Source organism: Streptomyces cahuitamycinicus, assembly GCF_002891435.1.
Classification (GTDB): Bacteria; Actinomycetota; Actinomycetes; order Streptomycetales; family Streptomycetaceae; genus Streptomyces; species Streptomyces cahuitamycinicus.
This window is the reverse complement of record NZ_POUC01000030.1, coordinates 1-14,337: the sequence shown is the minus strand read 5'-3', so window position 1 is coordinate 14,337 and position 14,337 is coordinate 1. Positions and strand designations below refer to the sequence as shown.

Sequence of the window (14,337 nt, the reverse complement as noted above, 5' to 3'; positions counted from 1 at the left end):
CGGCCGCGGAACCGACTGGCGGGGCCCGCACAACGGCGTGTGGGGTACCGGGCCCGTCGCCGCCTTCCGTCCGCCCCGACGGATCCCGGCGGCGACAGGCCCACTCCCGCCCGCTTCGGCGCGGCCCGCTCCGCGGGCTCACGAAGGTGCCGAAACGTGATCGAGTGCCCCGGCCGGCGACCCACGCCGACCGGGGCACTCGGGCGTTCCCGGGGGTGCCGACGGGGGCGACGGCTTCGGCGTCGGTGAACAGCTCGCACCACACCGTCTTGCGGTCCGCCTCCTGTTCCACCCCCCACCGGACCGCTAGCGCGTCCAGCAACGCCGGCCCCCGGCCCGACTCGGCCTCGGAGCCGACCGCCCCGACCAGGACGGGCAATGCCCGGGGGTCGGGATCGGTGACCCCCGTGTCTACGGTTTCACCGGGTCGCCGTTCCCGATGGCCAGCCACCACACTCCGTCGTCGCGGGTGAGGTCGAGTGTCTGGCTGCTGTCGTTCTCGAAGCGGAGTTCGACACTTGCAAGACCTGGCGTCACGGGGTCCGAGAGCACGGCCTCCACCGGATGAAACCCCGCGAACTGGATGGATGACAAGGTCAGAGCCTGTGAACAGACCCCGGTCTGCCCAAATCACTCCGTCACTGGCAGGCACTCGGCGAGCAGGTCAACGACGTCCCGCCAAGCTCGCTGCGCGTGCTGGGGGTGATAACCGACCCCGGGAAGCACGATGTGGTCGACCGGTGGGTGGTGGAAGGCGTGCAAGGCGCCGCCGTAGACCACGAGGCGCCAGTCGACGCCCGCAGCCTGCATCTCGGCGGTGAAAGCGTCCCGTTGCGCGGGCGGCATGATCGGGTCTTCCGACCCGACCCCGGCCCACACCGGGCAGTGAATTCGCGCCGTCTCGCCTGGTCGGCCCGTGGTCAGTCCGTTGACTGTCGCGATCGCGCGCAGGTCGACGCCGTCGCGCCCGAGTTCCAGCGCGATTGCGCCCCCGGTGCCGTAGCCGACGGCGGCGATCCGGTCCGGGTCGGTCCGCGGCTCGGCGCGGAGTACGTCGAGCGCCGCGTGGCCGATGCCTCGCATCCGGTCGGGGTCGGCGAGCAGCGGCATGCAACGGGCCAACATCTCCTCAGGGTCGCCCAAATAGCGCCCGCCGTGGAGGTCGAAGGCCAGCGCCACGTATCCCAGCTCGGCGAGCGCCTCGGCCCGGCGGCGCTCGACGTCGCTGAGCCCCACCCCCTCGGGCCCGACCAGGACCGCGGGTCGGCGGTCGACACCGGCCGGGAGCGCGAGGTGCCCGATCATCGTCAGACCGTCGGCCGCGTAGTCGATCGTTCGCGTTGCAACTGTCGTCATGAGCCTGGACTGTAGTGATCGTCGAGCCCGGACGGGCCGGTGTTCTGCCGCCGGCAGAAGGCAGGTCTCTGGCGTATTCCGGAACCACCCCGTCAGCGGTTCAGCTCCGAGCCTGTGAACAGTCCGCTGCGCACCTTCCCGTTCAGTGCCTCGGCGCCGGACGAGAGCCTGGCCGCGTGATCTTCCGCCACGTCGTCACCGCCCTCGGCGATCCGGCCAATTCGGCTGATCCGGTCGTCTCCGGCCGCGTACAGCCACGCGCGGGAGACAGCCGGCGTGACCGGGGGATCGCATCCCGGTCTGCAACAGGCGTGAGGACCGTCGGGTACGGGTACCCGACGGTCCTCACGAAGGGGTTGATGGCGCCCGGTCCGCGCGTCGCTGCGGGTGCGCGCGGACCGGGGCCGCACAGGGGGCCCGAAGGGCTCAGCGGGACGCGAGTTCGCGCGGCTCCAGGGCCGCCGCGTGGGCGTCCATCCGCTCGGCGGCCAGGATCGCGGCCGCCGTGTCGGCGCGGGAGGCGGCGACGACCAGCGCGCGTCCCGCCAGGGTGTGCGCCCGCCGGTGCAGGGCCGCGGGGCTCCGCTCGCGCCGGGTGCCGGACACCCGGGCCGGGGCGTTGCCACCCCTCAGCCGGCCCACCTGCTCCGCGAGCCGCTCCGCCGCCTTGTCCAGATCGGTCGAGGGCCGCGCCGCACGCAGCTCGTCCGTGACGGCGAGCAGGGCGGCGAGATGCCCAGCGAGCTGGATGTCCAGCTCTTCCTCGCGGGAACGGTGGGGGAAGTCGGGGTTGGGGCCGTCCACCGTGCTGTGGACCGACTTGGTGCGGATCGGTTCGTACATGGAAGGCCTCCTGAGTGCTTACAGGAAACCATCCTAGCTTAGATTTCGTCTAAAGTTGAGTTGTTCACAAAACCGGACTGCCCGCGCACATAGGGTGAGCGGGCAGTCGGGTCGGGCGGGAGCGGGCCGGATCAGGCCTGGCTGTAGCCGTCCAGGAAGTGGCCGATCCGTCCTATGGCATCGGTCAGGTCCCTGACTGTCGGCAGGGTCACCACCCGGAAGTGGTCCGGCTCCGGCCAGTTGAAGCCCGAGCCCTGGACGACCATGATCTTCTCGCGCCGGAGCAGGTCCAGGACCATGCGGCGGTCGTCCTTGATCTTGAAGACCTTGGGGTCGAGGCGCGGGAAGAGGTAGAGCGCGCCCTTGGGCTTCACGCAGCTGACCCCCGGGATCTGGGTCAGCAGCTCGTACGCCGTGTCCCGCTGCTCGTGCAGCCGCCCGCCCGGCAGTACCAGATCGTTGATCGTCTGCCGTCCGCTGAGCGCCGCGACGACTCCGTGCTGCCCGGGCATGTTCGCGCACAGGCGCATGTTCGCCAGGATCGTCAGGCCCTCGATGTAGGAGTCGGCGTGGGCGCGCGGCCCGGAGATCGACATCCAGCCGACGCGGTAGCCGGCCACGCGGTAGGCCTTCGACATGCCGTTGAAGGTGAGGGTGAGCAGGTCCGGGGCGACGGAGGCGGTCGGGGTGTGCGTGGCCTCGTCGTAGAGGATCTTGTCGTAGATCTCGTCGGAGCAGACGAGCAGGTTGTGCCGCCGGGCGATGTCGGTCAGGCCCTTGATCATCGCCTCGTCGTAGACGGCCCCCGTCGGATTGTTGGGGTTGATGATCACGAGCGCCTTGGTGCGGTCGGTGACCTTGCGCTCGATGTCGGCGAGGTCCGGCATCCAGTCGGCCTGCTCGTCACAGCGGTAGTGCACGGCGGTGCCGCCGGACAGGGAGACGGCGGCGGTCCACAGCGGGTAGTCGGGCGCGGGCACGAGGACCTCGTCGCCGTCGTCCAGCAGGCCCTGCATCGCCATCACGATCAGCTCGGAGACGCCGTTGCCGATGAAGACGTGCTCGACGTCCGTCTCGATGCCGAGGGTCTGGTTGTGCATGACGACCGCCCGGCGCGCGGCCAGCAGGCCCTTGGCGTCGCCGTAGCCGTGCGCCGACGACACGTTGCGGAGGATGTCCTCCAGGATCTCCGGCGGGCACTCGAAGCCGAAGGCGGCCGGGTTGCCGGTGTTCAGCTTGAGGATCCGATGCCCCGCAGCTTCCAGTCGCATCGCCTCCTCGAGCACCGGGCCCCGGATCTCGTAACAGACGTTGGCGAGCTTGGTCGACTGGATCACCTGCATGTGTGGGAGCTTACGGCCCGGTAATGGTTCGCGGTTCGTGTTTTCCGCCACGTGAGACGCGGCGATACGGGGCCATATCGCCGCACGCTGTCCCACCAGCACCTTCGGTCCCTAGAATGCGCCGCCATGTTCAAGCCATTCGATTACGCCGACGGTGCGACGGGCGGCGAGCCCCAGGGGCCACCGAACGTGTACCTGCCGCAGGGTGCCTCCCCTCCGGCGTACGACGCCTACGCGGACCCGGCGGCGGCGCACGGCTGGCAGGACGTGTACGACCGGATCGACCCGTCGGCCACACCGGCCGCCCCGTATCCGGCCGCCCCGTGTCCGAGCGACGGCGCGCAGGACGCGAGCGGTACGGACCACACCGGCGCCGACCCGTACCCGGGTGGCGGTGCGGAGAGCTCCCGCGGCGGCCACGTGTACTCCGGCGATACTGCGGGCGGCTCCCACGCCGGGCCCGCGTACCCGGGTGGCGGTGCGGACGGCACTCGCCCCGGCCACGTGTACCCCGGCAGCCGTGCCGACGGCCCCCGTGCCGGGTCCGCGTATCCCGGCGACGCCCTCGCCCACCCCCGCCACGGCGGCTCGGACGGCATCGGTGAGACCCGTGAGTTGCCCGTGGTGCCGGTGTCTGGGCCGGACGGCCGGCGCGGTGCCGGGCGGCGGGCCCGGCGCAAGGCCTCTGCCTGGCGGTCGCGCCGCGTGGCGGTCGCCGCCGGGGCGGTGGGTGCCGTGTCGGTGGCCGTCGTCGTCGCCGGGTTCTCATTCTCCGGTGCGCCTTCCGGCGGGACACGGGGCAGTGAGGGAGGCCGCCCGGATCCGGCGACGGGGGAGTCCTCGGCGGCGTCACCCAGGGGCACCGATCCGGCGGCGAGCCCCGACACCCCGCTCGCGGGCCGGCCGGGGCGGTCTGACGGGCCGTCCGGCCCGGCGTCCGCGAGCCCGTCGCCCGCGGCGAGCCGGACACCGTCCGCGTCCGCTACGGACGGTGCGCGGCCCCCGGCCGAAGCCGTCCCGACCACCGCCCCGGCGGACTCCGGCTCAACTCCCACCGTCGCGCCTTCGGCCCCCGGCAGGTCCGACGGGAAACCCGGGCGCGGTACCGGCGGTACCGGCGGCATCAAGGGACCCAAGTGACCGGCCCGTAAGGGCGGTTGAGTAGGGTCTGGCAGGACGCCGGGATTCCGGTTGTGGAACAGGTTCTTGTGCCACCCCCCTCTGCACGATCACAATGCGCATGACAATCGTGCAGGCGGCCGGAGGATTTCCGGTCGCCTCCGTCGCAAGAGGGGACCCCCCATGAGAAAACCTCTCGCCGCCGCGTTCTGCGCCCTGGCGATAGCCGGGGCCGGCGCGGCCCCCGCGACCGCTGCCGACGCCGCCCCCACGGGCGTCGGCAAGATCGCGGACACGGGCTCGGCCACATCCGCCGTCTCCGGCGTGGTCACGTCCGTGGAGCAGACGCTGTCCGGGCTCCGCGGTTCTCAGGCCAAGGCCGTGAACTTCGCCGGCACCGTCGCGCTCAACAACTGCTCCGGCTCGGTCGTCCGCATGCCGGACGCCGAGGACAACGACCCGGCGCTCGTGATGACCAACGGCCACTGCCTGGAGTCCGGGTTCCCCGGCCCCGGCGAGGTCCTCGTCGACAAGGCGTCCAGCCGTACCTTCAGCCTGCTGAACGCCTCCGGCTCGCGCGTCGCCACCCTGCGCGCCGCCAAGCTCGCCTACGGCACGATGACCGACACGGACGTCGCGCTGTACCAGCTCACCACCACGTACGCGCAGATCAAGAGCTCGTACAACATCAACGCGCTGACGCTGAACGACAGTCACCCGGTCGCCGGCACCGCCATCAGCATCCCCTCCGGCTACTGGAAGCGGATCTACAGCTGCTCCATCGACGGGTTCGTGCCCACCATGAAGGAGGGCGACTGGACCTGGAAGGACTCGGTCCGCTACACCTCCGCCTGCAACACCATCGGCGGCACGTCCGGCTCACCCGTCGTCGACCAGGCCACCAACAAGGTCGTCGCCATCAACAACACCGGCAACGAGGACGGTGAGCGCTGCACGGTGAACAACCCCTGCGAGGTCGACGCGAACGGCAAGGTGACCGTCCGCAAGGGCATCAACTACGCCCAGGAGACCTACGGGATCCCGGCCTGCTTCGGGATCGACAGCAAGCTCGACCTGAGCGCGAGCGGCTGCACCCTGCCCAAGCCGTAAGGCAGGGTGCCGGCCGGGCGGTCACGCGGGAGGAGTCCTGCGGACCGCCCGGCCCGCCAGCACGTCCGTGCGCCGGCCGTCCTCGATCACGAACCGGCCGTCGACCAGGACGTGTGGAATGCCCGTCGGAAGCGTGCGCGGCTGCGCGAACGTGGCGCCCGCCGCGACCGTCGCCGGGTCGAAGAGCACCAGGTCGGCCCTGTAACCCTCGCGGACCAGGCCCCGGTCCCGCAGCCGGAGCCGCGCCGCCGGGCGGGACGTGAGGTGCGCGACGCACTCCTCCAGTGACAGCACCCCCGACTCCCTGACGTAGTGCCCGAGGTAGTGCGGGAATGTCCCGTAGGCGCGTGGGTGCGGCTTGGCGCCCTGGAGGATGCCGTCCGAGCCGCCGGTGTGCACCCGGTGGCGCATGATCTCCCGGACGTTCTCCTCGTGGCCCACGTGCTGGAGGATCGTCGGGGCCAGCCGGTCGGCCAGCAGCAGCCCGCGCGCGGTCTCCCAGGGAGCCTCGCCCCGCCGGTCCGCCGACTCCTGGACCGTCCGGCCGACGAAACCGGCCAGGGCCGGGTCGTTCACACCCGCGATCTCGATCGTGTCCCACTCGACGGGCACGCCGTGGCAGCCGTCCGAGCCGGTGACCTCCAGATCGTGGCGGATGCGTTCCGCCGTGCCGTTGTCCGCCAGCCGCCCGAGGATCTCCTGCGGGCCGCCCTCGCTCGCCCAGCTCGGCAGCACGGCCGACAGTGTCGTGCAGCCCGGTGTGTACGGGTAGGTGTCGAGGCTGATGTCGGACCCGGCCGCGAGCGCCTCGTCCAGCAGGGCCAGCAGCTCGGGCGCCCGGCCCTTGTTCACGCCGAAGTTCATGGTGGCGTGGGCGAGATGGAGGGAGCAGCCCGCCTCCCGGGTCAGCGCGACCATCTCCGCGTAGGCCTCCAGGGCCCCGGCGCCGTAGGAGCGGTGGTGCGGGCAGTAGTAGCCGCCGTAGGAGGCCACCACCCGGCACAGATCGGTCAGTTCGGTGTCCCGCGCGTACATGCCCGGCGTGTACGTCAGCCCCGAGGACATGCCGACGGCGCCCTGCTCCATGCCCTCCGCGACCAACTGCCGCATCCGGTCGAGTTCCTGCGGCGTGGCCTCGCGGTCCTCCCAGCCGACGGCGAGCGCCCGGACCGTGCCCTGCGGGATCAGGTAGGCCGCGTTCACGGCGATCCCGAGGTCCAGCCGGTCCAGGTACTCGCCGACCGACCGCCAGTCGAAGTCGATGTCGTCACCCGGGCCGTTCCACCCGGCGATGGCCCGCCGCACCTCGCCGAGCGTGCGGTCGTCGACCGGCGCGTACGACAGGCCGTCCTGGCCGACGACCTCCAGGGTCACGCCCTGCGCGGCCTTGGCGCTGTGGTCGGGATCGCGCAGCAGCGCCAGGTCGCTGTGGGCGTGCATGTCGACGAAGCCGGGGGAGAGGACCAGCCCTTCGGCGTCCAGCTCCCGGCGCGCCTTCGGCCGCTGGCAGCCGGCCGCCGCGGCCTCCTTGACGATCGACACGATCCGGCCGCCGTCGACCACGACATCGGCCCGGTAGGCGTCCGAGCCGGAGCCGTCGACGACGTCGGCGTCCCTGATGACGAGCTCTTCCATCGCTGACGGCCCCCTAGAAGAACGTGCGGACGTAGTCGACGACCGTGCCGTCCGCCTCGGCGACGGGGATCAGCTGCCACTTGTCGAACGAGGTGCACGGGTGGGACAGCCCGAGCCCCACCCAGTCGCCGACCTCCAGATCCGCCTCCGGCGTGGTCGCGAGCCAGGCGTGCTGGTCCGACAGGGCCGTCACCGAGACGCCGGTGGCCGGGCGCTCGGCGCCGTCCCGGCGGATCACCTGGGCGAAGGGCAGGTCGAGGTCGTGGGCCGCGTCCCGCTTGCCCGCGTTGGCGAAGGCCTGCTCGGCCGAGGGCCGTGACACCACCTGCGTCCACAGCCGGAACGCCGGCTCCAGGGCGCCCTCCTCGGGCACCCGGTTGAACGGGGTCAGCTTGCGGTAGTGGCCGTCGTCGTGCGAGACGTACGCGCCCGAGCGCAGCAGCTTCAGTACCGGAAGGGAGAGTTCGGGGATCTCCGCGAAGACCTCGGCGACCGCGTCGAACCAGGCGCTGCCGCCCGCGCTGACGACGATCTCGTCCAGCCCGGTGAAGCGCCCGGCCTCGTCGAACGCCGCGGCGAGCGCGACCAGTCGCCGCAGCCACGCCGTCACCCGCTCGGTGTCGGCCTTCGGCACCTCGCCCTCGTAGCCCGCGACACCGACGAGCCGCAGGGTCCGGGTCACCGCCACCGCGTCCGCCACCCGCGCGCACTCCGCCTCCGTGCGCACCCCGGTCCGGGCGCCCTCCCCGGCGGCGAGCTCGACCACGACGTCTACGGCGCGCGTGGCACCCCGCAGGGCGGCGTCCATCAGCTCGACCCCGCGCACCGAGTCGACGTAGCAGACCAGCTCGAAATCCGGGTCGGCGTCCAGCTCGGCCGCGATCCAGCGCAGGGCCGCCGAGTCGACCAGCTCGTTCGCGAGGAACACCCGCCGGGTCCCGAAGGCCCGCGCCACCCGCACCTGGTGCGGCATGGCCAGCGTGATGCCCCACGCCCCGTGCTCGATCTGCCGCTGGAACAGCTGCGGGGCCATCGACGTCTTGCCGTGGGGCGCGAAGGCCAGGCCGTGCCGGGCCGCGTACGTCTCCATCAGCTTCAGGTTGTGCTCCAGGCGCTCGGCGGACAGCGCGAGCACGGGCGTGGCGAAGCCGCCGGTGAAGAGGTTGCGCCGCTGGCCGGCCAGCTCGGCGACGGTCAGTCCGTCGGTGTCCGGCGGGAGGCCCTTGAAGCGGTGGTCGACGCGCTCGGCGGCGAGCCGGGCGAGTGACTGGGCGCTGTCGGCCGTCATAGAGCCTCCCTGATCTGCTGTGTTGCAATTTCTGCAACCTTCGTTGCGTATGTCGCGGCACGTGTCTAACATCTCGGCCACCGCCGGTCAATGAAACCGCCACCGGCCGCCCCGACGCCCCGAAGAGGAGCTACGAGCATCGTGACCCCCGCCGGACCCCGCAACGCCCCCGACGTCGTGGACGTCGTCGCGCTCGGCGAGTCCATGGTGACGTTCCTGCCGTCCCGGCCCGGACGCCTCGCCGACGTGCCGTCCTTCGCGCGGGGGATCGGCGGGGCGGAGTCCAACGTGGCGTGTGTGCTGGCGGCGGCCGGGCACTCCGCCCGGTGGATCAGCGCGGTGGGCGCGGCCGGCTTCGGTGACCATCTCCTGGCGGAGATCGGGGCGTACGGCGTCGACGTCACCTCCGTGCGACGGGACCCGGCGCGTCCCACCGGGATCTACTTCCGCACGGCGGGGGACCGGGCGGGCGACGCCCACGAGGTGGCCTACTACCGGGCCGGATCGGCCGCCTCGGCGATGTCCCCCGACACGGTGGACCCGGCGGCGGTGCGCTCCGGGTGCGTGCTGCACCTCTCCGGGATCACCGCCGCCCTGTCCCCGGCCTGCCTCGACCTGATGCGCGAGCTGACCATCCGCCGACCCGGCCGACCCCTGGTCTCCTTCGACGTCAACCACCGTCCCGGCCTGTGGCGCGACACGGACGCCCCGACGGTGCTGCGCGACCTCGCCCGGGGCGCGGACCTCGTGTTCGTCGGGCAGGACGAGGCCTGGGGGCTGCACAGCCCCGAGGCCGTCCGCGCAGCCCTCCCCGAACCCGAGGTGCTGGTCGTCAAGCAGGGCGCCACCGGAGCCACCGTCTTCGAGCGGCGGGACGCCACCTTCGTCCCGGCACCGCGGGTCGACGTCGGCGCCGCCGTCGGCGCCGGAGACGCCTTCGCCGCCGGGTTCCTCTCCGCCACCCTGCGCGCGCTGCCCGTACGGGACCGGCTGCGGCACGGGCACTTCATGGCCGCCGCCGCGCTCACCGTGCCCGGCGACCTCGCCACACCGCCCGCGCGGCAGCACGCCGACCGTCTCGCCGCCCTGGACGACGCGGCATGGGGGAGACTGCGACTCGGCCCGGGCTGGACCGAGGAGACACAGCGGGCCGACGAGGAGGTACGTACGCCATGAGCCAAACCGTCGACCGCGCGCTCAGCATCCTGCCGCTGCTCGCCGAGGGCCCAGCCGACCTGGGGCAGGTCGCCGACCGCCTCGGCGTCCACAAGTCCACGGCCCTGCGCCTGCTGCGCACCCTGCACGAGCACGGGCTCGTCTACCGCCAGTCCGACCAGCGCTACCGCCTCGGCGCCCGGCTCTTCGCCCTCGCCCAGGAGGCGATGGAGAACCTCGACGTCCGCGAGATCGCCCACCCCCACCTGGTCCGCGTCAACGAGGACTGCGGACACACCGTGCACCTCGCCGTGTACGAGGAGAACGAGGTCCTCTACATCGACAAGGTCGAGAGCCGCTACCCGGTGCGGATGTACTCCCGCATCGGCAAGCCCGTCGCCATCACCGTCGCCGCGGTCGCGAAGCTGCTGCTGGCCGACCTGCCCGAGCACGAGCGGCGGGCGGTCGCCGAGAAGCTCGACTTCCCCATGTACACGTCCCGTTCGACACCCAACGCCGGCGCCTTCCTGCGCGAGCTGGAGAAGGTGCGCGAACAGGGCTGGGCCACCGACCTCGGCGGCCACGAGGAGTCCGTCAACTGCGTCGCCGCGCCCATCCGCGGCGCCGACGGCCGGGTCGTCGCCGCGATGTCGGTCTCCGCGCCGAACGTCGTCGTCACCGCCGACGAACTCCTCACCCTCCTGCCGCTGGTGCGCCGTACGGCGGACGCCATCAGCGGCGAGTACTCCGGCAGGACACCATTGAAGGGCACCGCATGACGGACAAGATCGCACTCACGCCGAAGACCCACACCACCCCGCCGGCGAGGTTCTCGCACGGTGTGAAGAAGGGCAACATCCTCCAGGTCGCCGGCCAGGTCGGCTTCCTGCCCGCCGAGGAGGGCAAGGCCCCCACGCCCGCGGGGCCGGCCCTGCGCGACCAGACCCTCCAGACCCTGGCCAACGTCAAGGCCATCCTCCAAGAGGGCGGCGCGGGCTGGGACGACGTGATGATGATCCGCGTCTACCTGACGGACGTGGCCCACTTCGCCGAGTTCAACGAGATCTACGACGCGTACTTCGAGGAGCAGGGCCTGACCCAGCCGCCCGCCGCGCGCACGACGGTCTACGTCGGCCTTCCCGCGGGGCTGCTCATCGAGATCGACGCGCTGGCCGTCCTCGGCTGACCCGCACCCACCCCGTTCCTCGGCGACCCTTCGCGGTCGCCGCCGTGCTGAGCCTGTTCGTGTAGGAGTCTCATAACGAAGTCGGGGTCGACTGTGTGCGGCACAGGTTTGTCGACCATACTGCTTCGCTGTGGAGCAGCGCATAGGTTCGAGCAGCCAGCCCCTGGAAGGCGCCGGATTCGACCCGGCCTTCATCCCCGGGCTCACGTCACCCGTGTCCGGACGGACGGAGGAGGACGGGCCGGAGAAGGAGCCTGCGGTCGCGGAGGCCGACGAGGCCGCCGCCGAGTCGGAGGAGACGGCCGAGGTGTTCCCCTCCGAGACGGAGGAGGACACCTCGGAGCCGGAGGAGGACACCGAAGCCGGCACCGACGGCCCCGTCTTCGAGGCGTCCGACCGCCGCGCCAGAATGGTCGCCGACCACAGAGGCGTACGCATGTCCCTGGACGACCAGGAGTGCGAGTTCCGCTGGGACGAGATCGGCGCGGTCGAGACGGAGACGGCCCGCTTCGGCAAGCGGTACACCGTCACCGTCCACACCCCTGACCGGCGCTGGTACCCGATCGAGATCGAGGCACCGGCCAGGAGCCACTTCACGGAGTGGGACGCGCAGTTGGACGCGGTGCTGGACGCCTACTTCGAGGACGGGGAAGCAGAGGAAGACGCGGGCTAACCGCAGTACTGCGCTTCCTTGCCGATCGACCGGTACATGCAGTCCGCGTTCTCCAGCAGTTGCAGCACCGCGTCGCGGTTACGGGAGGTCTCCCGCTCGATCACCTCGTCGGGCGGGTAGAACCCACCCCCACCGGAGCGTGGGTACATCTCGAAGGTGTAGCCGAAGATCTTGTGCGCACCCCAGAGGTAGTCGTCGATCGACCCGTCCGTGATGTACAGGTCGCTGGACTGCTCCGCCGTGTACCCGTTGCTCGCGGCCATCTTCCGGCCGACGGTCCTGAACGCCGCGTGGTCGTCCGCGGTCATCCCGGTCGTCGTGTCGGAGTACGTGTAGCCGAACGGCCACAGCACCAGCTCGCTGTAGGTGTGGAAGTCCACGCCTGCCCTGATCTGCTGCTTGCCGCCCACGACCCGGCTGCGCACGAAGTCGGCCACGACCTTCACCTCGGGCGCGGACTCCGCCGAGGCCCCCCGGTAGGTGTCCGAGGACTTCGATCCCGAGGAGCCGCCGCAGCAGCCCCAGCGGTAGTTCCAGTTGCGGTTCAGGTCCGTACCGACGGACGACGAACCGGAGTTGGGCTGCCGGTTCTTGCGCCAGGAGCGGTAGGAGCCGGTGGCGATGTCGTACTCGCCGCCGTCCGGGTTGAGGTCCGGGACGATCCAGATCTCGCGGTTGTTCACCATGCCGGTGACACGCGAGTCGGAGCCGTAGTCGGAGGTCAGCTCGCGCAGCAGGTAGAGCGCCATTTCGACGGTCAGGTGCTCACGGGCGTGCTGGTGGTGTGTGAACAGCACCTCCGGCTCGGACTCGTCGGTGCTCACGTTGTCGCTGATCTTGATGGCGACGATGTTCCGGCCCTGGTACGACGTGCCGATCACGCGCCGGCTCGCGATGGACGGGTTGGCCGAGACGATCGAGTCGATCTCGTTCGTCATCTCCGTGTAGTTGTGGTACTTCGAGTCGGCCGACGGGAAGTCGAGGAGCCGGACGTCGTCCTCGCCGGCGGACCGGTCGGGCACCGCGCCGAGCGGGTTGACCTCGTAGCCCAGCGTGCGCAGCTTCTTGATCTGGCCGGCGCGGCCGGAGACCACCACGCCGTGTCCGTGGACCTCGTCGACGGTCACACCCGTGCGCTGAAGTGCCGTGCGGTCCTCGGCCGTCGAGTGCAGATGGATCTCGTACTGCCGGACGTCGTCGGCCGAGGCGGCCGGCTTGCCGGCGCTGTCGGCGGTGGCGTCGCCCGTCGTCGCGGACAGGGGCGCCGCGAGGGCCAGGGTGAGGAGGCCGGCGAGGGCGGCGGTGCGTCTGCCGGTGCGGGCACCGGAGCCTCGTATGCGAAGTCGCATGAAATCTCCTTGTGGGAGGTGGGGTTGTTCCGTGCGACGTACGTGGTGCGGGTGGCGCACATCGTTCTGCTAATGGCATGAGCAGGTCAAGGCTGAAAGCGGCCGCGCAGTGTACGCGTGCGGCACCACGGTCGAGGTGTCCCGGCGGAAGTACACCCACAGGTGTGGTCCCGGCGTGCATATATGTACGCACCGGGAAAGAGTGGGGGTCCGCGCAAGGGGAGCCGGAGTGCCCGGATCCCCGGACCCCCACCCCCTGAAGGACTGGCTGATCATGGGCGGATCAGCGCCACGACGGGACCACCACCTGCCGGCCGAGACGACCAGCTTCGTCGACCGGCGTGGCGAACTGACCCAGGGCCGCGAACTGCTGGCCCGCGCACGGCTGGTGACGCTGACCGGACCGGGCGGCGTCGGCAAGACCCGGCTCGCCGCTCCGCACGCCGGGACAGCGAGGAGGAGGCGGTCCGCGCCCTCGGGCGGGAGGCGTTCGAACGGGCCCACCGGCGGGGCGGGGCGCTCGGTCTGCCGGAGCTGGCCGGCCACGCGCTCCAGGAGCCCGGCCGCCCGCCCGGCGCGGAGGCCGCCGCCCCGCCGCCGCACGAGGACACCACGGTCCGGCTGACCCGCCGCGAGACCGAGGTCGCCCGGCTCGTCGCCGAGGGGCTCGCCAACCAGCAGATCGCCGACCGCCTGGTGATCGCCCGCCGCACCGCCGAAGGCCATGTCGAACGCATCCTCGGCAAGCTCGGCTTCAGCAACCGCAGCCAGATCGCGGCCTGGATGACGGCACAGCGCTGACCGCCGCCACCGCACCCACCCACCCGAGGGGATCACGTGACCACCGGACAACCCAGCCCGTTCGACCACCGCATGGCCGTCTTCGACTCCGACGACGGCTTCGTCGCCGCCGCCCTGCCCTTCCTCGGCGAAGCCCTCGGCGCCTCCGGCGAACCACCACCGGTGGCCATCGCCGCCCCGCGCAACCTGGACCTCCTGCGGGACGCCCTCGGCCCCGGCGCGAAGGACGTCACCTGCATCCCGCACACCGACTGGTACACCGGCTCCGCCGCCAACGCCGTCGCCCAGGCCGCCGCGTACCTGAACGCGCACGCCGGGCCCGGCGGCCGCATCCACCTCGTCATGGAGCCCGTCTGGACCGGCCGGGCCGGCCGCTCGGCCCGCGAGACCACCGAGTGGATCCGCTACGAGGCCCTCGCCAACCTCCTCTTCGCTCCCCTGGCCACGACCGCCCTGTGCGCGTACGACACCCGCACCGC

At 71.7% G+C, this 14,337-nt stretch carries 15 protein-coding genes and 1 pseudogene; 8 read left to right on the top strand and 8 right to left on the bottom strand.

Features of this window, described 5'->3' with window-relative positions; all coding sequences use genetic code 11:
- Positions 1-250 precede the first annotated feature (250 nt).
- The 5 genes and pseudogenes from C1J00_RS46470 to C1J00_RS06750 all read right to left on the bottom strand — a co-directional run.
- Positions 251-403 (bottom strand): annotated as a pseudogene (locus C1J00_RS46470) (ATP-binding protein); the annotation flags it as partial.
- An 8-nt stretch (positions 404-411) separates the two neighbouring features.
- The gene (locus C1J00_RS44610; RefSeq protein WP_146046142.1) at positions 412-594 is read right to left on the bottom strand and encodes a hypothetical protein; all 183 of its coding nucleotides are present in this window, start codon (positions 592-594) and stop codon (positions 412-414) included.
- A gap of 36 nt (positions 595-630) precedes the next feature.
- A complete protein-coding gene (locus C1J00_RS06760) occupies positions 631-1,356 on the bottom strand; it encodes a dienelactone hydrolase family protein (protein WP_102908121.1) in 726 nt (241 codons plus the stop codon).
- 426 nt (positions 1,357-1,782) lie between these two features.
- The gene (locus C1J00_RS06755; RefSeq protein ID WP_102908120.1) at positions 1,783-2,199 is read right to left on the bottom strand and encodes an SCO4983 family protein; all 417 of its coding nucleotides are present in this window, start codon (positions 2,197-2,199) and stop codon (positions 1,783-1,785) included.
- A 131-nt stretch (positions 2,200-2,330) separates the two neighbouring features.
- Positions 2,331-3,542 carry a pyridoxal phosphate-dependent aminotransferase gene (locus tag C1J00_RS06750; protein ID WP_102908119.1) on the bottom strand — a complete coding sequence of 404 codons (1,212 nt, stop codon included), beginning with the start codon at positions 3,540-3,542 and terminating at the stop codon, positions 2,331-2,333.
- Between the two features lie 126 nt (positions 3,543-3,668).
- Between C1J00_RS06750 and C1J00_RS06745 the strand changes: the two genes are divergently transcribed.
- Both C1J00_RS06745 and C1J00_RS06740 read left to right on the top strand, forming a co-directional pair.
- A complete protein-coding gene (locus C1J00_RS06745) occupies positions 3,669-4,682 on the top strand; it encodes a hypothetical protein (RefSeq protein ID WP_102908118.1) in 1,014 nt (337 codons plus the stop codon).
- Between the two features lie 162 nt (positions 4,683-4,844).
- Positions 4,845-5,771 carry a S1 family peptidase gene (locus tag C1J00_RS06740; protein WP_102908117.1) on the top strand — a complete coding sequence of 309 codons (927 nt, stop codon included), beginning with the start codon at positions 4,845-4,847 and terminating at the stop codon, positions 5,769-5,771.
- A 21-nt stretch (positions 5,772-5,792) separates the two neighbouring features.
- Here the strand turns inward: C1J00_RS06740 and C1J00_RS06735 are convergent, their stop codons facing one another.
- Both C1J00_RS06735 and C1J00_RS06730 read right to left on the bottom strand, forming a co-directional pair.
- Positions 5,793-7,406, bottom strand: coding sequence for an N-acyl-D-amino-acid deacylase family protein (locus C1J00_RS06735; protein ID WP_102908116.1), 1,614 nt, complete (start codon positions 7,404-7,406; stop codon positions 5,793-5,795).
- 13 nt (positions 7,407-7,419) lie between these two features.
- Complete coding sequence (locus tag C1J00_RS06730) at positions 7,420-8,694, bottom strand: amino acid deaminase (RefSeq protein WP_102908115.1); 1,275 nt, start codon at positions 8,692-8,694, stop codon at positions 7,420-7,422.
- Between the two features lie 141 nt (positions 8,695-8,835).
- Here C1J00_RS06730 and C1J00_RS06725 point away from each other — a divergent pair, with 141 nt between their 5' ends.
- From C1J00_RS06725 to C1J00_RS06710, 4 genes are all read left to right on the top strand, one after another.
- Positions 8,836-9,870, top strand: a complete 1,035-nt coding sequence (locus tag C1J00_RS06725) for a sugar kinase (RefSeq protein WP_102908114.1) — start codon at positions 8,836-8,838, stop codon at positions 9,868-9,870.
- Positions 9,867-10,628 (top strand): IclR family transcriptional regulator, encoded by a 762-nt coding sequence (locus C1J00_RS06720; protein ID WP_102908113.1) that lies wholly within the window; start codon positions 9,867-9,869, stop codon positions 10,626-10,628. The genes C1J00_RS06725 and C1J00_RS06720 overlap by 4 nt, the downstream gene beginning before the upstream one ends.
- Positions 10,625-11,035 carry a RidA family protein gene (locus C1J00_RS06715; RefSeq protein WP_102908112.1) on the top strand — a complete coding sequence of 137 codons (411 nt, stop codon included), beginning with the start codon at positions 10,625-10,627 and terminating at the stop codon, positions 11,033-11,035. Before C1J00_RS06720 ends, C1J00_RS06715 begins: the two co-directional genes overlap by 4 nt.
- Positions 11,036-11,165: 130 nt before the next feature.
- Entirely contained in the window at positions 11,166-11,708 is a 543-nt protein-coding gene (locus tag C1J00_RS06710) for a hypothetical protein (RefSeq protein ID WP_102908111.1), read from the top strand.
- Here the strand turns inward: C1J00_RS06710 and C1J00_RS06705 are convergent.
- Positions 11,705-13,057: a M14 family metallopeptidase gene (locus C1J00_RS06705; protein WP_102908110.1), complete on the bottom strand. Its 1,353-nt coding sequence runs from the start codon at positions 13,055-13,057 to the stop codon at positions 11,705-11,707. The two genes, C1J00_RS06710 and C1J00_RS06705, sit on opposite strands and share 4 nt — an antisense overlap.
- A 183-nt stretch (positions 13,058-13,240) precedes the next feature.
- On the opposite strand from C1J00_RS06705, the gene C1J00_RS48185 reads away from it, so the two are divergent.
- Positions 13,241-13,858 carry a helix-turn-helix transcriptional regulator gene (locus C1J00_RS48185; protein WP_102908109.1) on the top strand — a complete coding sequence of 206 codons (618 nt, stop codon included), beginning with the start codon at positions 13,241-13,243 and terminating at the stop codon, positions 13,856-13,858.
- Positions 13,859-13,894: 36 nt separating this feature from the next.
- Positions 13,895-14,337, top strand: a 443-nt coding sequence (locus C1J00_RS06695; protein WP_180989441.1) for an MEDS domain-containing protein, incomplete at its 3' end; no start/stop codon positions are given.

Coding starts and splice junctions, on each gene's coding strand:
- C1J00_RS06705 (WP_102908110.1), bottom strand. CDS start 13,057: ATGCGACTTCGCATACGAGGCTCCGGTGCCCGCACCGGCAGACGCACC.
- C1J00_RS06720 (WP_102908113.1), top strand. CDS start 9,867: ATGAGCCAAACCGTCGACCGCGCGCTCAGCATCCTGCCGCTGCTCGCC.
- C1J00_RS06730 (WP_102908115.1), bottom strand. CDS start 8,694: ATGACGGCCGACAGCGCCCAGTCACTCGCCCGGCTCGCCGCCGAGCGC.
- C1J00_RS48185 (WP_102908109.1), top strand. CDS start 13,241: ATGTACGCACCGGGAAAGAGTGGGGGTCCGCGCAAGGGGAGCCGGAGT.
- C1J00_RS06745 (WP_102908118.1), top strand. CDS start 3,669: ATGTTCAAGCCATTCGATTACGCCGACGGTGCGACGGGCGGCGAGCCC.
- C1J00_RS06735 (WP_102908116.1), bottom strand. CDS start 7,406: ATGGAAGAGCTCGTCATCAGGGACGCCGACGTCGTCGACGGCTCCGGC.
- C1J00_RS06750 (WP_102908119.1), bottom strand. CDS start 3,542: ATGCAGGTGATCCAGTCGACCAAGCTCGCCAACGTCTGTTACGAGATC.
- C1J00_RS06755 (WP_102908120.1), bottom strand. CDS start 2,199: ATGTACGAACCGATCCGCACCAAGTCGGTCCACAGCACGGTGGACGGC.
- C1J00_RS06740 (WP_102908117.1), top strand. CDS start 4,845: ATGAGAAAACCTCTCGCCGCCGCGTTCTGCGCCCTGGCGATAGCCGGG.
- C1J00_RS06760 (WP_102908121.1), bottom strand. CDS start 1,356: ATGACGACAGTTGCAACGCGAACGATCGACTACGCGGCCGACGGTCTG.
- C1J00_RS06715 (WP_102908112.1), top strand. CDS start 10,625: ATGACGGACAAGATCGCACTCACGCCGAAGACCCACACCACCCCGCCG.